This window comes from Candidatus Pelagibacter sp. PS_02 (genome assembly GCF_059418065.1).
The window spans coordinates 211285-231657 of the sequence record NZ_CM182079.1 but is presented as its reverse complement, the minus strand read 5'-3'; the positions used below and the strand labels follow the sequence as shown (position 1 = coordinate 231657).

At 30.2% G+C, this 20373-nt stretch carries 19 protein-coding genes; 8 read left to right on the top strand and 11 right to left on the bottom strand.

Translation table 11 applies throughout. The features are described 5' to 3' along the window. The first annotated feature begins 8 nt into the window (after positions 1-8). Positions 9-551: a TraR/DksA family transcriptional regulator gene (locus tag AC5SL4_RS01245; RefSeq protein WP_494587452.1), complete on the top strand. Its 543-nt coding sequence runs from the start codon at positions 9-11 to the stop codon at positions 549-551. Positions 552-585: 34 nt separating this feature from the next. On the opposite strand, the gene AC5SL4_RS01240 is transcribed toward AC5SL4_RS01245, so the two are convergent. After that, complete coding sequence (locus tag AC5SL4_RS01240; RefSeq protein WP_006997273.1) at positions 586-1371, bottom strand: MOSC domain-containing protein; 786 nt, start codon at positions 1369-1371, stop codon at positions 586-588. A gap of 134 nt (positions 1372-1505) precedes the next feature. Between AC5SL4_RS01240 and AC5SL4_RS01235 the strand changes: the two genes are divergently transcribed. Beyond that, positions 1506-2837, top strand: coding sequence for a pectin acetylesterase-family hydrolase (locus AC5SL4_RS01235; RefSeq protein WP_494587451.1), 1332 nt, complete (start codon positions 1506-1508; stop codon positions 2835-2837). Positions 2838-2841: 4 nt separating this feature from the next. Here the strand turns inward: AC5SL4_RS01235 and AC5SL4_RS01230 are convergent, their stop codons facing one another. The 4 genes from AC5SL4_RS01230 to AC5SL4_RS01215 all read right to left on the bottom strand — a co-directional run bounded on the left by AC5SL4_RS01230 (position 2842) and on the right by AC5SL4_RS01215 (position 5653). Next, entirely contained in the window at positions 2842-3468 is a 627-nt protein-coding gene (locus AC5SL4_RS01230; RefSeq protein WP_006997276.1) for a glutathione S-transferase family protein, read from the bottom strand. Beyond that, complete coding sequence (locus tag AC5SL4_RS01225) at positions 3465-4481, bottom strand: NAD(P)/FAD-dependent oxidoreductase (protein ID WP_494587450.1); 1017 nt, start codon at positions 4479-4481, stop codon at positions 3465-3467. The genes AC5SL4_RS01230 and AC5SL4_RS01225 overlap by 4 nt, the downstream gene beginning before the upstream one ends. Next, positions 4482-4802, bottom strand: coding sequence for a 2Fe-2S iron-sulfur cluster-binding protein (locus AC5SL4_RS01220; RefSeq protein WP_011281820.1), 321 nt, complete (start codon positions 4800-4802; stop codon positions 4482-4484). A gap of 83 nt (positions 4803-4885) precedes the next feature. Continuing rightward, positions 4886-5653, bottom strand: a complete 768-nt coding sequence (locus tag AC5SL4_RS01215) for a bacteriorhodopsin-like (protein ID WP_011281819.1) — start codon at positions 5651-5653, stop codon at positions 4886-4888. A 216-nt stretch (positions 5654-5869) separates the two neighbouring features. Between AC5SL4_RS01215 and AC5SL4_RS01210 the strand changes: the two genes are divergently transcribed. Continuing rightward, entirely contained in the window at positions 5870-7765 is a 1896-nt protein-coding gene (locus AC5SL4_RS01210; RefSeq protein ID WP_494587449.1) for a propionyl-CoA synthetase, read from the top strand. After that, positions 7765-8097, top strand: a complete 333-nt coding sequence (locus tag AC5SL4_RS01205) for a DMT family transporter (protein ID WP_006997281.1) — start codon at positions 7765-7767, stop codon at positions 8095-8097. The genes AC5SL4_RS01210 and AC5SL4_RS01205 overlap by 1 nt, the downstream gene beginning before the upstream one ends. Here AC5SL4_RS01205 and AC5SL4_RS01200 read toward each other — a convergent pair. Then, the gene (locus AC5SL4_RS01200; protein WP_027306699.1) at positions 8094-9398 is read right to left on the bottom strand and encodes a dihydroorotase; all 1305 of its coding nucleotides are present in this window, start codon (positions 9396-9398) and stop codon (positions 8094-8096) included. The genes AC5SL4_RS01205 and AC5SL4_RS01200 overlap by 4 nt on opposite strands. A 43-nt stretch (positions 9399-9441) precedes the next feature. Between AC5SL4_RS01200 and ygfZ the strand changes: the two genes are divergently transcribed. From ygfZ to nadC, 3 genes are read left to right on the top strand one after another with little or no spacing between them, the layout of a single operon-like run. Further along, complete coding sequence (ygfZ, locus tag AC5SL4_RS01195; protein ID WP_018413901.1) at positions 9442-10329, top strand: CAF17-like 4Fe-4S cluster assembly/insertion protein YgfZ; 888 nt, start codon at positions 9442-9444, stop codon at positions 10327-10329. Between the two features lie 51 nt (positions 10330-10380). Further along, positions 10381-11370 (top strand): quinolinate synthase NadA, encoded by a 990-nt coding sequence (gene nadA / locus AC5SL4_RS01190; RefSeq protein ID WP_494587448.1) that lies wholly within the window; start codon positions 10381-10383, stop codon positions 11368-11370. A 5-nt stretch (positions 11371-11375) separates the two neighbouring features. Beyond that, positions 11376-12209, top strand: coding sequence for a carboxylating nicotinate-nucleotide diphosphorylase (gene nadC / locus AC5SL4_RS01185; protein WP_494587447.1), 834 nt, complete (start codon positions 11376-11378; stop codon positions 12207-12209). Here nadC and ppdK read toward each other — a convergent pair. The 4 genes from ppdK to AC5SL4_RS01165 are packed head-to-tail and all read right to left on the bottom strand — an operon-like array spanning position 12206 to position 18615. Continuing rightward, the gene (ppdK, locus tag AC5SL4_RS01180) at positions 12206-14869 is read right to left on the bottom strand and encodes a pyruvate, phosphate dikinase (protein ID WP_494587446.1); all 2664 of its coding nucleotides are present in this window, start codon (positions 14867-14869) and stop codon (positions 12206-12208) included. The two genes, nadC and ppdK, sit on opposite strands and share 4 nt — an antisense overlap. Next, on the bottom strand, positions 14866-16935 hold the full coding sequence (glyS, locus tag AC5SL4_RS01175; protein ID WP_494587445.1) for a glycine--tRNA ligase subunit beta: 2070 nt from the start codon (positions 16933-16935) through the stop codon (positions 14866-14868). The genes ppdK and glyS overlap by 4 nt, the downstream gene beginning before the upstream one ends. Then, positions 16935-17819, bottom strand: coding sequence for a glycine--tRNA ligase subunit alpha (locus tag AC5SL4_RS01170; protein WP_494587444.1), 885 nt, complete (start codon positions 17817-17819; stop codon positions 16935-16937). Before AC5SL4_RS01170 ends, glyS begins: the two co-directional genes overlap by 1 nt. Continuing rightward, positions 17809-18615: a S49 family peptidase gene (locus AC5SL4_RS01165; RefSeq protein ID WP_006997289.1), complete on the bottom strand. Its 807-nt coding sequence runs from the start codon at positions 18613-18615 to the stop codon at positions 17809-17811. The genes AC5SL4_RS01170 and AC5SL4_RS01165 overlap by 11 nt, the downstream gene beginning before the upstream one ends. A 112-nt stretch (positions 18616-18727) precedes the next feature. On the opposite strand from AC5SL4_RS01165, the gene AC5SL4_RS01160 reads away from it, so the two are divergent. Then, entirely contained in the window at positions 18728-19741 is a 1014-nt protein-coding gene (locus AC5SL4_RS01160) for a polyprenyl synthetase family protein (protein ID WP_006997290.1), read from the top strand. Here AC5SL4_RS01160 and pdxH read toward each other — a convergent pair. Then, positions 19738-20364, bottom strand: coding sequence for a pyridoxamine 5'-phosphate oxidase (pdxH, locus tag AC5SL4_RS01155; protein ID WP_006997291.1), 627 nt, complete (start codon positions 20362-20364; stop codon positions 19738-19740). The two genes, AC5SL4_RS01160 and pdxH, sit on opposite strands and share 4 nt — an antisense overlap. Positions 20365-20373 lie beyond the last annotated feature (9 nt).

The following is a 20373-nucleotide window of genomic DNA, read 5'->3' as shown; positions in this document are numbered from 1 at the left end:
TTATACATATGCCTAAAATCTCAAAACCATCTACTAAAAAGACAATAGCTAAAACAAAAAAAGTTGCTGCTGTAGTCAAAAAAGCCACTAAAGTAATAAAAAAAAATAGTACACCTGAAATCAAAGTAAAGACACCAATTAAAATTTCAAAAACATATATCCCAAAAGAAACAGAAAAATATATGTGCGATAAACATTTATCTTTTTTTAAGATAAAACTTACTGAATGGAAAAAAGAATTGGTAAAAGCAAATAATGAAGCTCTTTACAATGGGTCAATGGACGACAATAGTGTTTCAGCAGATATTGTTGATCAAGCAAGTTCTTACACAGATAAAACTGTAGAAATGAAAGCAATTAATAGACAAATCAAATTAATTTCTAAAATTGACCAAGCTTTAATAAGAATAAAAGATAAAACTTTTGGATTTTGTGCAGAAACTGCTGAACCAATTGGATTAAAAAGATTGATGGCAAGACCAGTTGCCCATCTTTGTATTGCTGCTCAAGAAAAGCATGAAAAAGATGAAAAAGTATACGCTGACGACTAAAACTTCAAAATTAATACTTAAGACCTCTTTTTCATTAATACTCTAGTTTATTGCCAACTTCTATCTTACCATCATTTAAAGCTGTTAAATATATCCCCATATCAAAGTGATTATAAATTTTTTTTAACGATTGAAGAAAATTAAAATAACTATCATCAGTTTGTGGCTTTAAATTAATTGCTACACATCTTGGTATATTTTTTTCAACTTTAAAAGAAACGTTATTAATTTTAATTATTTTACCAATCCATTCACGTTCTTTCCAAGGCTTAATTCCATCAATACAAATATTTCCCCTAAATATTGAGGCTTCAATCTTTTTATTAGTTTTTTTCTCAAAATCATTGATGCTTTGAACATTTAAAAGTGAAATTGAATTAACAAAATCTACTTTATTTGAAATTGATGTATCAAAAAAAGGAAATTGATTGTTTTGCATCAAAACTATTGGTTGTTCTAGGAAGTTTTCTAATTCTATGATTTTTTTTGAAAGTGCTTCTCTCTCACTTAATTGATTGATGTCTATAGTTAAAATTTCTTGATCCTTAAGTGTCAATGTTAACTTTTGATCTTTAAATAAAAAATTATATTTATTCAAGGCAGGTGAATTTTTAAGAGTTAAAATTTTATTCCATTTACCTTTTCTTTCATCTGGATTTTTTTCAAATAATTTTGCCTGTTCCAAATCAAGATTTTTAGCAAATGCAAATACTCTGTCTCCAATAATTCCAATATTTTTTTTGATTTTACAACTTTCAATCATCTGAAATGAAACAGATTTAACTGGACAGTAATTTATTGAAGAAATTGTTGCGTTCATATAAAGTTTAAAAATAATATGGCTTATCTTTCACCAAATCAACTTAAACAATATGAAGATGAAGGATTTGTTTCTCCAATTAATATTTTTTCAAAGGAAAAAGTAAAAGAAATAAGAAGGAGATTATTAATCTTATGAAAAAAATAATTTTTATATTAATGGTATTAATCTTTAAATTAAATTTCCTACAAGCAAGCGAGTTGAATTTTATTAATAATCATAACGCAGTTTGTAATAACGGGGAACAAGCTACTTTTACAATTAAAAAAGGTAACTCAAATAAATGGGTTATTATTTTACCTGGTGGTGGAGTGGCTAGAAATAATGATGAATATATTAATCGATCTCAAAACATGAAAGAGCCAGAACAAAAAGCCCATATTTTCAATCAAGGAATAGAAAAAGATCTTGAAAAAAGAGATTACAATATGGTTTTTATTCCATATTGCTCAAGTGATCTTTTTCAAGGAAATCATATCAATTTGATTAATAATAAAGAAGTTCCATTCAAAGGTCGTGTCATTTTTGAGAGTGTAATTGACCAGATTTATTCAAAATTAAAAAAAGCTGATGAGATTATTTTTGCAGGTTATTCGGCAGGAGCAATTGGAATTGGATTTAATGCAAAAAAAATAAGTGAATTTAAAAATGTACGAATAATTGTTGATAGTTTTTGGTTCGATAATGAAACTAAAAAATTTTATCAAGATTTTGAAAAAAAACATGACAGAAGTTTTTTATACAGAAGTTCTATGAAGTTGTGCAATGATAGCTGGGTATCTTGTTTCCCTTCTCGAGAAAATTTTGAAAAAAATAATATCAATGATGTATTTTTAATTTGGAATATAGGTGACAAATACGCAAAAGGTGTAAAAGATAAAGAAGCAATTAAAATAGCTATTAAAAAAGATATAGATTTCTATAACGCTGGATTCAGTATTGAAGCTGAGGAAAGAAAAGTATCAGGTTTTGAAGATTGGGGGCATGTCTTAGCTTGGGATGATAAAACTTATAAAAAAAATTATTTTAATATTAGTCTCCAAGAAGCAGTCACTAATTGGATGGATAAAAAAAGTAATACTAAAGTAATTGAACACTTCTCTAAAAATGAAATAAAAACTAAAAAAAAATCAAATCTATATGATGGAAAGTATAAATTTAAATTATATAGATCATCAGAAGAAAATAAAACCAAAATTGGAAATGGTAAACTTGAAGTAAAAGATGGAGAATTATTTTTTTTAGTAAAAGAAAGTAAGCTTAAAACTGGTCCAAAAGAATTTTTAAAAACAGCCATGATATCAATAAATAAAGATGGGGTATTAGATGGATCAATTAAGCTTGATATTTTGGATGGTAAAGATCGATCTGAATATTATCATTTTAATGGAAAAATTAATAAAAAAATATGGGGCACTTCTACAAAAGAAACTTTTTTTAAGGTTTATATCGAGATAAAAAAATAAAATTTTATATTTTTGGAATTTGACTACCGATCTTATAAAGATCATACCCTTTTATAACAGCTTCTCTTTTTGCAATATCTAAATACCATCTAGTTAAGTTGTTATAATTTTTAAGACCAATATCATGCCATTCATGTCTTGCAATCCATGGCCAAGTTGCAATATCTGCAATCGTATATTCGTTTCCAGCTAAGTATTTTGATGAAGATAATCTTTCATCCAATTCGCCATAAATTCTTTTTGTAATTTTAAAATATCTTTCTTCTCCAAATTCACTTTTACCAGGATTATAATGATGAAATTGATGATGTTGCCCGATCATTGGTCCAATAATTCCCATCTGTGCCATCAACCATTGATTTATAACATTTCGATCTTTTACTTCATAAAATTTATTATATTTTTCTGCTAAATATATAAGTATTGCTCCAGACTCGAATAATGACTGTCCATTTTCGTGATCTATAATTACTGGTATTTTTCCAAACGGGCTTATCTTTTTAAAATCTGTTTTAAATTGTTCATCTTTTGACAGATCAATTTTAGTAATTTTAAAATCACAACCTATTTCCTCTAACATTATTGTAATTTTTTTTCCGTTTGGAGTATCTGCTGTAAATAATTCTATCACTTTTTAACGCCAAGTCTTTCTTGGGCTGCCTTTGATGTGGTAGTAAATTCAAATCTTAATTTTTCATCAGGTCTAGCATATTTAAAACATCCTCTAGCAGCTAAAGCTCCTTCATGAAATCCTGAAAGTATTAATTTTAGTTTTCCAGGATAGGTACAAATATCTCCAATTGCAAATATACCGTTTAGATTTGTTTCAAAATTTTCTGTGTTAACAGGAATTGTTTTTTTATCTAAGTTTAAACCCCAGTCTACAATAGGACCAAGCTTCATAATCAGTCCAAAAAAGCCCAAAACATAATTTGTTTCTAACTCTTTTAAACTTTCATCGTCATGTTTTATTTCTATTGATTTAATATTTTGCTCTCCCTTAACTGAGTTTAATTGGTATTTAGTATAAATTTTTAGTTTTCCAGATTTTTCTAATTCTTTAATTTTATCTATACTCAATTGAGCTCCTGTAAATTCATCTCTTCTGTGTATTAAGTTTACATATGAGCTTTTTGATAATTCAATTGCCCAATCTAATGCTGAATCTCCTCCTCCAAATATTGAAATTGTTTTATCCTGAAAAATTGTTTTATCTTTAATTGAGTAAAATAAAGATCTATTTTCATATTTTTCACATTCTTTTGGCGAAAATTTTCTTGGCTCAAATGATCCCACTCCACCAGCAATAATTATATTTGGTATTTCAAACTCTTTATTTTTATTTGTTTTTACAATCCACTTATTATTAACTTTATTAACTTCTTCTACTCTTTCATTAAGATGAAATTTAATATTAAAAGGCTTTATTTGTTTGATTAAATTATTAGTTAATTCTTCTCCAGTACATTCTGGAACTGCTGGAATATCATAAATTGGTTTGTCTGGATAAAGTTCAATACATTGGCCTCCAATTTTATCTAAATTATCAACTATCTCACAATTCAATCCAATTAAACCTAGTTGATGAGCACAAAATAATCCTGTTGGACCTGCGCCAATTATTAATGCATCTGTTTTAATCATTTAACCTTGTTTTGATGGAATGCTAACTGTTAGTCCATCTAATTCATCTGAAACTAATATTTGACAACTCAATCTACTGTTTTGTTTTGGTTCAAACGCCATATCTAACATATCTTCTTCCCCATCTTCTTTTTTTGGAAGTTTGTCAAACCATTCTTCTTTGACATAAACATGACAAGTAGCACAAGCCATTCCACCACCACAATCAGCATCAATTCCAGGAATGTCGTTTTGAACAGCGCCCTCCATTACACTCAATCCATTGGAGACTTCTATGGTATGAGACTTTCCATTATCTTCTAAGTATGTAATCTTTGGCATATATCTAAATATAATGAGATAAAAAAAAAGGGCAAGTATGTAAAAACATACCTGCCCTTCTTCTAATTATTTAACGAGTAAAACTACTTAGCTCTACCAGGTTGAGACATTGCTGCTGCCCAAATGATTAGACCAAAAGCGATCTTGTTCAAAAAGTCAGCTGCGTTGTAAATCACGTTTAGTGAGCTTGCGTCCATTCCACCAGTCATGTAACCAAATACATAACCTAATGGGTAGATAGCCCAACCAACTGTAACGATCATTCTCATTGCACCAAATGCAGTAACAAGAGCCTTGTTTCCACTTTTCGCTGCATTTTTTCCTGCTTCGCCTGAGAATACTTCATAAAGAATGTAGAACCATCCAGCCATACCGATTACAAAACCAAGTGTAGTGTTGATGTATCCTGCTTCTCCTAAGTATCCACCGATTAACATTACTAAAGTACCAATCATCAATCTCCAGAATATTCCAGAGTTTGCTTTATTTACTGCTGCAAGAACAAAATAGAATTCTAACATCAATAATGGAACTGTAATTAACCAGTCAATATATCTGTATACTGTTGGTGACTCACCAGTCATAACCCACACATCTCTCATGTACATGTAGTGAATAAATGCAATACCAGTAACTAGTCCTGCAACAGTGATTGAAACTCTCCAGCCAGCTGGAACCGATGCTCTTTCAATAAAAAAGAATGCCGTTGACGCTAATAACGCCATTGACACAAGCCAGAATGAAATTCCAACAAAGTCATCAGAAGCTAACAGTGTAGTTTCTGCGTTTGCTACACCTGAAACACCCATTAGGGCTACAGCTGTAAGAGCAAACAATTTTAGTTTTTTCATAAAAAACTCCCTCTTTCGTTAGTTTTTAACTTTTTAGTTTATATAAACTAGACTTAAACAAATGCTTAAGTCATGTTGAGGATTAACTATCAAAATAATTAAGTTTTTAGAAGGTTTAATTGCCTCTAATTTGTATTGATTTTACTTACTTTTTGAATTTTAATACAATTTTTAATTTAATAAATCTTAAAATATCAAAATAAAGAATCATTAGAGATGAATAAAAAATTCAGTGAAATTTATCAAAACTCCATAAAAAACCCTGAAGATTTTTGGCAAGAAGTGTCTAACGATATTTTTTGGTTTAAAAAACCAACAAAAATTCTAAACAAATCTAATCCTCCTTTTTATAAATGGTTTGAAGATGGGGTGACTAACACCTGTTATAATGCTTTAGACCTTCATATCGATGAAGGTAGAGGTGAAAAATTAGCTTTAATCTATGACAGTCCCATAACTGGCAACAAAAAGCAGTTCACCTATAAAGAATTAAAAGAAAAAGTTTCAAAATTTGCAGGAGCTTTAAAAAACCAAGGGGTTAATAAGGGAGATAGAGTTATAATTTATATGCCCATGATCCCAGAGGCAGTTATTGCAATGTTGGCTTGTGGAAGAATTGGAGCAATTCACTCAGTGGTATTTGGTGGTTTTGCATCCAGTGAATTAGCAAGCAGAATCGATGACAGTAAAGCAAAAATATTAGTTACGGCTTCGTGTGGTTTTGAACCAGGAAGAACTGTTGAGTACAAACCTCTAGTGGATGAGGCCATAAAAATGGCATCTCATAAGATAGAAAAATTAATCCTGTTTCAAAGATCTGGTAATGAAGCAAGTATAAATGCTCCAAAAGAAATTAGTTGGGATGAAGCACTTTCAAATGCAAAAGAAGTAGATTGTGTTGAAATGAATTCAAATGATTTAGCTTATATTTTATATACCTCAGGAACTACGGGTGTTCCAAAAGGAATAGTTAGAGATATTGGTGGTCATATAGTTGCTCTAAAATGGACTATGAAAAATATTTATAATATTGATGCGGATGATGTCTGGTGGTCAGCAAGTGATATTGGCTGGATAGTTGGTCATTCTTATATAGTCTATGCTCCTTTGTTTAAAGGTTGCACCACAGTACTATTTGAAGGAAAACCTGTTGGCACTCCAGATGCTGGTGCTTTTTGGAAAATAATTTCTGATTATAAAGTAAAATCACTTTTTACTGCACCAACTGCTTTTAGGGCTATTAAAAAAGAAGACCCTGAGGGAAAGTTTTTTTCTAAGTATGATTTAAGTAAATTTGAGTCATTGTTTTTAGCTGGTGAAAGGGCGGACCCAGATACCATTAAGTGGGCAGAAAATTTATTAAAAGTTCCTGTAATTGATCATTGGTGGCAAACTGAAACTAGTTGGGCAATTAGTTCTAATTGTACAGGAATTGAAATGATGAAAACAAAGTATGGCTCAGCTTGTAAGGCTGTTCCTGGTTATGACGTTCAAGTTATGAAGCCAGATCAAACTTTAGCAAAACCTAATGAGATGGGAGATATAGTTATAAAATTACCTTTGCCTCCTGGGACTTTTCCAACATTATGGAATGCAGATAAAAGATACAAAGATAATTACATGACCAACTATGATGGTTACTATGAAACTTATGATGCGGGTCATATAGATGAAGATGGTTACATTTGGATTATGTCTAGAACAGATGACATTATTAATGTTGCAGGTCACAGATTATCAACTGGAGCAATTGAAGAAGTTTTATCAGAACACCAATCAGTTGCTGAGTGTGCAGTATTAGGCGTTGCGGATAAACTAAAAGGACAATTGCCAATTGGTTTGGTCGTTCTTAAATCTGGTGTTGAAAAAGATCACGCAACAATTTCAAAAGAGTGCATTCAGATGGTTAGAGATAAAATTGGTCCTGTTGCTGCATTTAAGATTGTAATTGTTATTAAAAGATTGCCAAAAACAAGATCTGGAAAAATATTAAGAGGAACAATAAGAAAAATTGCTGATGGGGAAGATTATAAAATGCCAGCAACTATTGATGATCCTGCAATTTTAACTGAGATAAAAGAAGACTTAATGAAAAATAATATTCTTAAATAATGATAAAGACATATTTATTTTTAACTATTGCAATTTTTTGTGAGGTAGGTGGAACAATGTTATTACCCGTGTCACAAAATTTTACCAAAATAATTCCAACCACAACACTTGCAATTTTGTATCTATCTTCATTTTACCTTTTAACATTTGTGGTTGATAAACTTCCTATCGCTATTGTTTATGCAACATGGAGTGGCCTTGGTATATTTACAATTGCAATATTAGGATATATTTTCTTCAAACAATCACTATCATGGCAGGCTGTTTTAGGGTTATTCTTTATTGTTACTGGTGTTGTTCTGGTAAATAGCTTTACTATAAAAACTATTTAAAATTTTAAAGGCTTACCATCAGGTTCTCCCAATATCTTACCATCTCTCATTTTGATTTGGCCAGCAATAATTGTTGACACGGGAGTTCCCTTAAATTCATACCCATCAAAAGGTGACCAAGCACATTTACTTTCAATATTTTCATTTTTAATTGTAATTTTTTTATTCATATCAACAATTGTAAAGTCTGCATCAAATCCTTCTTTAATAAAACCTTTATCTTGAATGCCAAAAATTTTTACTGGATTTTCACATATAGAATTCATTAATTGTTCTAAACTTAATTTTCCATCATTAACATGGTTTAACATAACTGGTAAAAGTGTCTGAACACCTGGCATTCCAGATGGTGAATTGGGATATTTTTTTTCTTTATTTGCTTTTAAATGTGGAGCATGATCAGATCCAATTGTGTCATTAAGATTATTTTTTACTCCATACCATAACCTGTCATAGTGAGACTTATCTCTTATTGGTGGGTTCATTTGAGCATATGTTCCAAGTTTATCATAACAATCTGGGGCATAGATTGTTAGATGTTGAGGTGTTATCTCAAATGTGATGTTACCTTTGTGCTGCGATAAAAAATCAATTTCTTGTTTGGTTGTTACATGAAGGATGTGTGCTTTTTTTTTATATCGCTCAGCTATTCTTACAATTCTTCTAGTCGATGAAATTGCACATTCTTCACTTCTCCAAATTGGATGTGAGTGAACATCTCCATCTTTAATTAATTTTTTATTCCTATTTAAAATTTCTTCATCTTCAGAGTGAACTGAAACAACTTTAGAGCTACTTTTAAATACTTTCTCAATATCTTCTTCAAATTGAACCAATAGATTTCCTGTCGAAGAACCGGCAAAAAGCTTAATTCCACAACATCCTTCTAAGTTTTTTAAGTCTGCTAACTCATCAGCGTTGTCTGGTGTTGCGCCAAAATAAAAAGCATAGTTGCAATACATTCTATTTTTTGCAAGATCTAATTTCTTTTGAAATTCAATTTTATTAGAAGTTGGTGGATTAGTATTTGGCATTTCAAAAACACTCGTTATTCCTCCAACAATTGCTGCCTTACTTCCAGAATGAAGATCTTCTGTGTCAGTTGATCCGGGTTCCCTAAAATGAGTTTGAGTATCAATACATCCTGGTAAAACAGTTAATCCCTTGGCATCAAAAACTTCTTTTGCTTCACTATCAATTTTACCAATTTCTATGATTTTACCATCTTTGATTGCTATATCTTGATCTTTAAGATCTTTATCTATGTAGCAAGAACCGTTTTTAATTATTAGATCTAACATTTATGAAAAAAGTAATTATATTATATTAAGACATCAATCAATTATGAATAATCAAAATGTATACATTTTAGAAGATAGAGGAATTCTGTATATAAACGGTGCAGATGCTAAAGAATTTTTACAGAATATGATTAGTAATGACATTAATAAAGTAAGTGAAGACAGTAGTTGTTTTGCATCACTATTAACTCCTCAAGGAAAATTTCTTTTTGCTTTTATTATCATAAAACACAAGTCTGGCTACTTCATTGACTGTGAAAAATCTCAAACAGAAGCACTTTTCAAACAACTTAGTGTCTATAAACTTAGATCAAAAGTTGAGATTATGAATCTTAGTAACGAATTTGTTGTAGCCGCGTTTAATAAAGAAAAATTTTTAGAATTTGAAGGATCAAAAGATATTGCTGGGAACACAATTAAATATAGAGAAGATTCCATCTTGTTAGACCCAAGAAATAAAGATTTAGGTGCAAGGCTTATCATCAATTTAGAAAAGCTTTATCTGTCTTTAAAAAAATTAGAGCTAAAAGATTCTCCAATTACTGAATATTATAAATTGAGTCATCAATTAGGAATTCCTCAAAAAAACATGAATGAATTACAGAATAAGCTATTTGGAATTGAATGTAACTTTGAAGAATTGAATGGAATAGACTTTAAAAAAGGCTGTTATGTTGGGCAAGAGAATACTGCAAGAATTAAATTAAAAAATAAACTTTCAAAAAGATTATTACCTATTTATTTAATTGAAGGAGAAATAAATCAAGATGATTTAATCTATAATGGTGATTTTGAGATAGGAAAAGTTTTAATAAGTAATGAATATCCTTTTGCTTTAATTAAATATTTGGATGATAATTTTAATCAAGAAAATGAGTTTAAAAGCAAAAACGCTAAGTTAAAAATCAAAATTCCTAGTTGGATTAATTAGTGCGTCAGAATAAATGCATGACAAGATTGTATCAAATTGATAGGTTTTAATATGGAGTTTACTGAAGAAGTAAAAAAAGCAACCGATCCAATTTATCAAAAAATCTCTAAGGTTTTACCTGAGATTGAATGGTCAGTTCATGCTCCCTATATTCATAGAATTAATCAATTAAAAAAAGAAAAAAATGCGGTTATTCTTGCGCATAATTATCAAACACCGGAAATTTATCACGGTGTAGCAGATTTTGCAGCTGACTCTTTGGCTCTAGCAGTAGAAGCTTCAAAAACTTCAGCAGATATTATTGTAATGGCTGGTGTACACTTTATGGCAGAGACAGCAAAATTAATGAGTCCACAAAAAAAAGTTTTGTTACCCGATATGCTTGCAGGATGCTCCTTGTCATCCTCTATTACAGGTAAGGATGTAAGATTATTAAAAGAAAAATATCCAGGTGTACCTGTTGTTTCCTATGTAAATACTTCGGCAGATGTTAAAGCTGAAACTGACATTTGCTGCACATCAGCTAATGCCGTTAAGATTGTTAATTCTCTTGGTGTTAAAAAAGTTATATTTCTACCCGATGATTATTTAGCTAAATATGTAGCTTCTCAGACGGATGTTGAAATTATTGCTTGGAAAGGGATTTGCATTGTTCATGACCAATTTAACGAAAAAGAAATTCACGATATAAGAAAAAATAATCCAGGAATAAAGATTATTGCACATCCTGAATGTCCACCCGATGTAATTAAAGCAAGTGACTTTGCTGGTTCAACTTCAGGAATGATCAAATATGTAGAGGAGAATCAACCTAAAAAGGTAATGATGGTTACGGAATGTTCTATGAGTGATAATATTCAGGTAGAAAATCCTAATGTTGAATTTATTAAACCATGCAATCTATGTCCTCATATGAAAAGAATTACTCTACCAAAAATTTTGGCCTGTTTAGAAAATGAAACTGGTGAGATAATTATGGATAATGAAACTATCAACAAGGCAAGAATACCTGTTGAAAGAATGACTGCTATTGGCAGATAATAAATGTGCCTAAAATTAAATTAAGCAACTATTATATCAAGAATAAAGTTAAGCTTGCATTAAATGAGGATCTTTATCCAAATGGAGATATTACTTCAAGTTTAGTTAAGAATAGTAAAGTTATAAAAATCAAATTAATTTCAAACCAACAAGCTGTAATTGCTGGCTTAGAGTTTGCTAAACAAACCTTCAAATTAATTGATAATAAAATTAAATTTATTATTAAAAAAAAAGAAGGTTCAATAGTCAAAAAGAACGATGTAGTAGCAACAATTGAAGGTAGGGCTGAAAATATTTTAATTGGTGAGAGAGTTGCTTTAAATTTTTTAAGTCATATCTCTGGAATTGCTACTAAGACTAATCAATTTGTTAAATTAGCTAATAAAAAAACTAAAATTTGCTGTACTAGGAAAACAATTCCAACCTTAAGAGTAATACAAAAATATGCCGTTACGTTAGGTGGTGGTACAAACCATAGGTTTAATTTAAGTGATGAATTTCTTATTAAAGACAATCATATTGCAAGCTCTGATATTAAAACTTTAGTATCTCTTGCAATCAAAAATAAAAAAGGAAGAAAAATTACAGTAGAAGTTGATAATCTAAATCAGCTCAAAAAAATAATGGGTTTAAAATTTAATACTGTTTTGTTTGATAATATGAACAATAAAACACTCAAGGCAGGTGTTAGAATGGTTAAAAAACATTATGAAACAGAAGCTTCTGGGAACGTTAATTTGAAATCTATTAAAAAAATTGTAGCAACGGGTGTCGATAGAGTTTCAATTGGAAGTATCACTCATAGTGTACCAGCTATAGATTTTAAATTTGAAATCTAATTTTTTTTAGAAAGTTCAGCTTGTGCAGCAGCTAATCTTGCTACTGGAACTCTATATGGTGAGCAAGAAACATAATCCAAACCTGCATTAGCACAAAAGTGAATACTTTTAGGGTCTCCACCATGTTCTCCACAAATTCCAAGTTTAATTTTTTTATTAGTTTTTCTTCCTTTTTCAACTGCAATTTCTATTAAATCACCTACTCCGTCATCTATAGAGATAAATGGATCTATAGAAAAAATCTTATTCTCAAGATAATCATTTAAAAATTTACCACTATCGTCTCTACTTAAACCGAATGTTGTTTGAGTTAAGTCATTAGTTCCAAAACTAAAGAACTCAGCGTGTTTAGCTATATCATCAGCTTTAATTGCTGCTCTTGGTAATTCAATCATTGTACCAACTAAATAATCTATTTTAATTTTTTTATCCTTTTGAACTTCTTTTGCAACTCTGACTACTAAATCTTTCATTATTCTAATCTCAGCTTCAGTTGATACTAAAGGGATCATAATTTCTGGAAATGCCGACTTAATTTTTTTTATCTTAAGTTCAGATAAAGCCTCAAAGATTGCTCTACATTGCATTTCATAAATTTCTGGAAAAGAAATTCCTAATCGACACCCTCTATGACCAAGCATCGGGTTTTGTTCATGTAACTCGTTAATTCGAGACTCAATTTCTTTTAATGGTAACCCCACAACTTTTGCAACATCATTAATTTCTTTTTCTGTTTTTGGAAGAAACTCGTGTAATGGTGGATCTAACAGTCTCACTGTGACAGGAAGACCATTCATAATTTTGAATATTTGTACAAAATCTTTTTTTTGATGTGGTAAAAGTTTTGCTAGCGCCCTGTTTCTATCTTCTGCTGTTTTTGATAAAATCATTTCTCTAACAGATAAAATTCTCTCTTCATCAAAAAACATATGTTCGGTTCTACAAAGTCCTATGCCTTCTGCTCCAAAGTCTCTTGCAGTTTTTGTATCTAATGGTGTTTCTGAATTCGTTCTTACTTTTAGTTTTCTAAAATTATCTGCCCAACTCATTAATTTGGAAAAGTCTCCTGAAATTTCTGGTTTAACCGTTGGCACTTCTCCTAGGATAATTCTTCCTGTTGAACCATCAATTGTAATAATGTCTCCCTCTTTAATTTCAATAGAAGAAGTTTTAAAGGTTTTCGCTTCATAGTTAATATCAATCTCACTAGAGCCAGAAACGCATGGTCTTCCCATTCCTCTTGCAACCACTGCAGCATGACTAGTCATCCCACCCCTTGCTGTTAAAATTCCTTTTGCAGCATGCATTCCATGAATATCTTCAGGTGACGTTTCTACACGTACTAAAATAGTATCTTGCATGACATTATTTAATCTTTCTGCTTCCTCTGATGTAAAAACAACCTTACCACTTGCAGCCCCTGGAGATGCTGGCAAACCGTTTGCTATAACGTTTAGTGTGCTTTTTTCGTCTAATGTAGGGTGTAACAATGTATCTAAAGAAGCTGGATCTATTCTCATTACTGCTTCTTTTTTAGAAATCAATTTTTCTTTAACCATATCAACTGCAATTCTAACAGCTGACTTTGAAGTTCTTTTTCCTGATCTTGTTTGTAGCATCCACAATTTATTATTTTCAACTGTAAATTCTACGTCTTGCATATCTTTGTAGTGTTTTTCTAAAATTTTTAAAATCTTATCTAATTGTTTAAATACTTTTGGCATAGCCTCTTCCATCGAAGCTTCTTTTGCTTTTGCATCTTTTCTTGCTTTTTTGGTTATATACTGAGGGGTTCTTGTACCTGCCACCACATCTTCTCCTTGAGCATTAATTAAGTATTCACCATACACTTCATTAACCCCATCTGATGGATTTCTTGTAAAGACAACACCAGTTGCACAATCATTACCCATATTGCCAAATACCATTGATTGAACATTAACTGCAGTTCCCCATTCAGCAGGAATTTGGTTTAGTTTTCTATAAACTTTTGCTCTGTTACTTTCCCAAGATAGAAATACCGAACTAATAGCTCCTAATAATTGATCATATACGTTCTGGGGAAATTCTTTTTTGGTTTGATTTTTAATAACTTTTTTAAAATCATTAATTAATCCCTCCCAATCATCTGCATCAAGATCTGTATCTAAAAGAACACCTTTGGTTAACTTGTAATTTTCAATTAATTCTTCAAAGTGATAGCCCTCAACACCCATAACAACATTGCCATACATCTGAATAAATCTTCGGTAACTATCTTTTGCAAATCTGCTATTAGAAGTTTTTTTTGATAGTGCAAGAACGGTCTTATCGTTTAATCCTAAATTCAAAATTGTGTCCATCATGCCAGGCATTGAAACTCTTGCACCAGATCTAACAGATAATAATAAAGGATTTTTTAAATCACCAAATTTTTTCCCTACTTCTTTTTCGATAATTTTTAATTCCTTTTTTATAATATTAACAATTTTTGAATTTAATTTTTTTTTATCTTTATAAAATAATTCACAAACTTTTGTTGAAATTGTAAATCCAGGAGGAACTGGCAGTCCCATTCTGCCCATTTCAGAAAGGTTTGCCCCTTTTCCACCTAAAAAATTTTTAGGATTTTTAATTTTTTTTGAATCTTTTGATTTAAAATTTAAAATTAGCTTATTCACTGTTTGATTTCTATATTTGAAAAATTTATGTAATTATCAAATGTTCTACATAACATTTGTAAAAGTTCCAATCTGTTTTTTTTAATATTTTTATCATCATCATTGACCTTAACATTGTCAAAAAACTCTGAAGTTGCTTTTTTAGCGCCAGCAAGAATTTCGAGTGTTTCTCTGTAGTTTTCATCTTTGCCAATATTTGTAAAATATTTTCTTATTTCATTAATTTTTTTAAATAGGTTTTTTTCATAGTCATTTTTAAAAATACCAGGGTCAGTTGTATTTGACAGTTCAAGATCTGTATTTTTCAACTCACTCTCAAGTATACTGTAAGCTCTTTTGTAGCTTGTAATAATGTCCCCTCCTATAACTTTGCTAATTAGCCCATTAAGTGTTGAAGCTTTTTTATATATTTTGTTCATATGATCTAATCCATGTGCTTTTATACTGGCTTCTATTATCTCTGGTCTAATCTTTTTCTCTTTCATGTAGTATTTTAATCTGTCCATTAAAAAATCGGATAATTCTTTTTGAGATGACTCGTTTGAAAAAATAAACCCTTGGTCTTTATGTAGTGAAGTGGAATAACTAATAAGATCTTTAATCTTAAACTCTTTATTATTATCAATTAATAGCTTTATTACACCAAGTGCAGACCTTCTAAGCGCGTAAGGATCTTTTGAGCTAGTTGGTTTTTGGTTAATTCCAAAAAAACCTACCAAGGTATCAATTTTGTCAGTTAAAGCTAAAGCAATACTAAACGGTTTCTTTGGAGTTTTGCTATCAAGACCTACTGGTTGATAATGTTCACTTATTGCTAGCGCTATCTCTTTATCAAAACCTTGCACTTCAGCAAAATGTCCACCCATAATTCCCTGAAGCTCAGGAAATTCACCAACAATATCAGAAACTAAATCAACTTTGCAAATCGATGCTGATAGTTCAACTTGATCTTTGCTAATTAATAATTCATCAGAAATTATTCCTCCAAGTTTTCTCATTCTTTGAATTTTGTCAAAATAAGACCCAAGACCTTTAAAATAATTCATATTTTTTAATTTTGAAACTTGTTTAACTAAATTTTGAGATTTATTTTTTTCCCAAAAAAATTGAGCATCGCTTAATCTTGCTTCTACAACCCTTTCATTACCCATCTTAATATAACCTTTTTCATCATTGTTATTTGCCACAACTAAAAATTCATTGGTAATTTTTCCTTTTTTATCAAATGTTGGAAAATATTTTTGATGGTATTGCATTGTAATAATCAAAATTTCTTTTGGAATATTCAAAAATTTCTGATCAAACTTGCACACTAAAATATTTGGTTGCTCAACAATATCTGTAACTTCATCTAAAAGTTTATTATTAGGCTCGACAATGAAATTGTTTTTTCTAGATATTTTTTCAATTTCTTTAACAATAAATTCTTTTCTCAATAAGTGATCTATAATTATGCCAGACTGACTAAAGAAATCTTTATAACTTTTAAAATTTTTAAATATTTTTTTTTTATCTTCAAACTCTTTGTCAATAAATGTTGAGTTAGAGGCTATTAAATGATGAAATTTAAAATTTAAACTTTTATCATCAAAAACTGCTAGGATAGATTTTAATGGTCTCGCCCAACTAAGGTTATAGTTTCCCCATGTCATAGATTTTTTCCATTGTAATTTATCAAGGATTATAGGTGTATATTCTTGAAGTAAATCTATGGTATTAATTTTACTTGATGCTTTCTTGAAAAAATAAAATTCTCCTTTTTCCAATGTTTTTTTAAGAAGATCTTTTTTTTCTATTTGATTTGACCTTAAAAACCCCTCAATAGCTTTTTCTGGAGCTTTAACATTTGGTCCTTTTATTTCTTCAGCTTTTTGTATTATTTCTTTAGATAGGCCTTCAAATAAAATTATAAGACGATTTGGTGTTGAAAATGAAGAACTTTTTTTGAACAGAATTTTTTTTTCCTCAAATAAATTTTGAAAATTTTCTAATAAAACATTACGTGAGTTACTCTGCAAACCAGCTGGTATTTCCTCACTAAACAACTCTATAAAAAAATCTGACATTAATCTGTTTGACTGCTTAACCAACTTTCGGCAACTGCTTTTGTAATGTCTCTAATACGCCCTATATAACCCGCTCTTTGAGCAACACTTATAACTCCTCTTGCATCTAAAATATTAAATGCATGGCTTGCTTTTAGACATTGATCATATGCAGGTAATGAAATTTTTTTATCTACCAATGCTTTTGCTTCAAGCTCAAACATATCAAACATTTTGAATAGATTTTCTGTATTGGCATGTTCAAAATTATATGCTGAAAACTCTTTTTCAGCTTGAAGAAACACATCCCCATATTTTTCACCTTCATCATTCCATATTAGATCATAAACATTTTTCATTTGTTGAGTAAACATGCAAATTCTTTCAAGACCATATGTTATTTCAACTGAAACAGGTTTACATTCAAATCCAGCCATTTGTTGAAAGTATGTAAATTGAGTAATTTCCATTCCATCACACCAAACTTCCCATCCTAAACCTGCCGCACCTAAAGTTGGACTTTCCCAATCGTCTTCAACAAATCTAATATCATGTTCTTTATGATTAATACCGATTACAGCCAAACTATTTAAATAAAGTTTTTTGATATTATCTGGTGAAGGTTTTATTAAAACTTGGAATTGATAATAATGCTGTAATCTATTTGGGTTTTCTCCATATCTTCCATCAGTGGGTCTTCTTGATGGCTGAACATAAGCTGCTTTCCATGGCTTAGGTCCTAATGATCTTAAGGTTGTAGCAGGATGAAAGGTTCCTGCACCAACTTCTATGTCATATGGCTGTAGAAGAATACATCCCTGTTTGCTCCAATATTTTTGAAGATTCAAAATAGTATCTTGAAACGATTGAAATTTAGGTTTTATAATTTTTTCCTTAGAAGCCATATCTTTGCCAGATAGATCTTTCCTCTAAAATATTTGCTAGTTGATCTATTTGATTGCTAGATGAAGATAATTTCTTACTTAACCAACCCTTAGATTTTTCAAATTTTTTGATAATCACATCTTCACCAAATTTTTCTTTTAAAATTTCATTAGCATTACCAAGTCCATCAATTAGGCCTAGCTCTTTTGATTTACTACCCGCCCAAAACTCTCCTGAGAACAATTCAATCCCATCCTTTTTAAGTTTAGATCCTCTGCTTTCTTCTACAACTTTAATAAAATCTTTATGCAGATCTAGTTGGATATTCTTAAGTCTCTCAATATCTTCTGACTTCTCTTCTTGAAAGGGATCTAATGAGCTTTTATTTTTTCCAGCTGTATGAACTCTTCTTTCTACACCAATTTTTTTAATTAGTTCTGTAAATCCAAATGATGAATAAATAACCCCTATTGATCCAATAATTGAACTTGAATTTGCATATATCTCATCTCCTGCACAAGCTATTAAGTATCCACCAGAAGCTGCAACATCTTCCGCGAACACTATTACTTTTATTTTGTTTTTCTTAGCTTGAGCTCTAATAAATTTGTAGATTAAATGTGATTGGACTGGCGATCCACCCGGTGAATTTATAGTAATTGCCACTGCTTTTGCTTTTTTTAGTGAAAAAGCCTTTTCTATAATCTCTTCTTGTCCTGCAAAATCTATGCCCTGTTTAAACTTTCCAGCATTGCCAATTACACCATTTAGCTTGATATGAGCTATTATTTTTTTCTTTTTAAAAAAAGAGAACATTGTTAATCCTTATAGAATTTTTGATTTAATATAAAGCCTACTTATAGTTGAAGATTAAGGTGCGTCAATTGATAAGTAATAAATATAACTTAATTATACTAACTTATTTTTTATGGGAACTGTAGTTCAACTTAGAAACCAAATAAATAATTCATATTATCAGCTAAAAGATTCTGTTGATGAAAAATTAGTTTTAGTTGAAGAAAAGATTAAATCAAAACTCTTGAGTGATGTAGACCTCGTTCAAAAAATGACTGAATATCATATCGACACTGGTGGAAAAAGATTAAGAGCCCTACTAACACTTGGGTCAGCTAAGTTATGTGGCTACACTAAAGGAGGTCGAGATATTAATTTAGCAGCATGTGTAGAAATGATACATGGGGCCACTTTAATGCATGATGATGTCATTGATCTTGGAAATATTAGAAGAGGTAAAAAAACATTAAATTCAATTTGGGGAAATCACTCTTCTGTATTAATTGGTGACTATCTTTTAAGTAGATGTTTTGAAATGATGGTCGATGATGGTAATATAGAAGTTTTAAAACTTTTATCCTCAACTTCGTCAAAGATCGCTCAAGGAGAGGTATTACAACTACAACACAAAGGTGAAGTAGACATGTTGGAGGAAACATATTTTAAGATTATTACAGCAAAAACAGCTGAACTTTTTTCTGCAGCAACTAAGGTTGGTGCAATTTTATCTAATAAAGAAACAAAAGAAAAAGAGGCACTAGAGTTTTATGGAAAAAACTTAGGCTTAACATTTCAAATTGCTGATGACACATTAGATTACAATTCTGATCTAAAATTTTTTGGTAAAAAAATTGGTAAAGATTTTCTTGAGGGTAAAATTACTTTACCTGTTATTTTATTATTTCAGAATGTATCATCAATAGAAAAAGATAAGTTAAAAAATATTTTTAAACAAGAAACAAGATCAAATGAAGATTTAAATTTAACCTTAGAGCTTATTAAGAAATACAACATAATAAATGAATGCTACAAAAAAGCTGAACATTTTATTAACCTTGCATCAAATTCTTTAACTGTATTTAAGGATAGTGATGAAAAAAAGATTTTAGAGAGTCTTACATCATTTAGTCTGCAAAGAACCTTTTAGGGGCTTAATAAAGATTTAACCCAGTTTCCCTCGGTATCTTTAGTATATTTAAGTCTTTCATGAATTCTGCTCTCTCCATCTAACCAAAATTCTATACTTGTGGGTATCAAATTCCAACCTGACCAATGCTCTGGTCTTGGTACATCATTTTTATTACTATATTTTTTTTTATATTCTTCTATTGAGTTTAAAAGTTCATCTCTATTATTTATTACAGTGCTTTGTTTTGAGGCCCATGCACCAATTCTACTCTCATAACCTCTACTGCTATAATATTCATCTGCCACTTTATTAGAAACTTTTTGCACCATTCCATTAATTCTTACTTGTCTTAGAAGGCTTTTCCAATGAAAACACATGGATGCTTTTGGGTTATTTTTTAATTCATTTCCCTTCTGACTATTTAGATTGGTATAAAAAACAAATCCATCTTTGTTAAAATCTTTTAATAAGACCATTCTAATTGATGGAAAATTATTTTGATCTGATGTAGCTAAAGCTAGTGCATTTGGATCATTTAACTCTGTTTTTTTTGCTTCATTCATCCAAACTTCAAATAAATCTATTGGATCAATTTTATCTAAAAAGCATTTATTAAGGCCTAATGAGTTTTTTTGATTCATAATTTTAAC

Bases quoted from the DNA above. Each gene is read 5' to 3' on its own strand.
- AC5SL4_RS01165 (WP_006997289.1), bottom strand. From the start codon at position 18,615: ATGTTCTCTTTTTTTAAAAAGAAAAAAATAATAGCTCATATCAAGCTA.
- AC5SL4_RS01225 (WP_494587450.1), bottom strand. From the start codon at position 4,481: ATGATTAAAACAGATGCATTAATAATTGGCGCAGGTCCAACAGGATTA.
- AC5SL4_RS01235 (WP_494587451.1), top strand. From the start codon at position 1,506: ATGAAAAAAATAATTTTTATATTAATGGTATTAATCTTTAAATTAAAT.
- nadA (WP_494587448.1), top strand. From the start codon at position 10,381: ATGGAGTTTACTGAAGAAGTAAAAAAAGCAACCGATCCAATTTATCAA.
- AC5SL4_RS01200 (WP_027306699.1), bottom strand. From the start codon at position 9,398: ATGTTAGATCTAATAATTAAAAACGGTTCTTGCTACATAGATAAAGAT.
- glyS (WP_494587445.1), bottom strand. From the start codon at position 16,935: ATGTCAGATTTTTTTATAGAGTTGTTTAGTGAGGAAATACCAGCTGGT.
- AC5SL4_RS01245 (WP_494587452.1), top strand. From the start codon at position 9: ATGCCTAAAATCTCAAAACCATCTACTAAAAAGACAATAGCTAAAACA.
- AC5SL4_RS01170 (WP_494587444.1), bottom strand. From the start codon at position 17,819: ATGGCTTCTAAGGAAAAAATTATAAAACCTAAATTTCAATCGTTTCAA.
- pdxH (WP_006997291.1), bottom strand. From the start codon at position 20,364: ATGAATCAAAAAAACTCATTAGGCCTTAATAAATGCTTTTTAGATAAA.
- AC5SL4_RS01210 (WP_494587449.1), top strand. From the start codon at position 5,870: ATGAATAAAAAATTCAGTGAAATTTATCAAAACTCCATAAAAAACCCT.
- ygfZ (WP_018413901.1), top strand. From the start codon at position 9,442: ATGAATAATCAAAATGTATACATTTTAGAAGATAGAGGAATTCTGTAT.
- AC5SL4_RS01160 (WP_006997290.1), top strand. From the start codon at position 18,728: ATGGGAACTGTAGTTCAACTTAGAAACCAAATAAATAATTCATATTAT.
- AC5SL4_RS01240 (WP_006997273.1), bottom strand. From the start codon at position 1,371: ATGAACGCAACAATTTCTTCAATAAATTACTGTCCAGTTAAATCTGTT.
- AC5SL4_RS01215 (WP_011281819.1), bottom strand. From the start codon at position 5,653: ATGAAAAAACTAAAATTGTTTGCTCTTACAGCTGTAGCCCTAATGGGT.
- AC5SL4_RS01220 (WP_011281820.1), bottom strand. From the start codon at position 4,802: ATGCCAAAGATTACATACTTAGAAGATAATGGAAAGTCTCATACCATA.
- AC5SL4_RS01205 (WP_006997281.1), top strand. From the start codon at position 7,765: ATGATAAAGACATATTTATTTTTAACTATTGCAATTTTTTGTGAGGTA.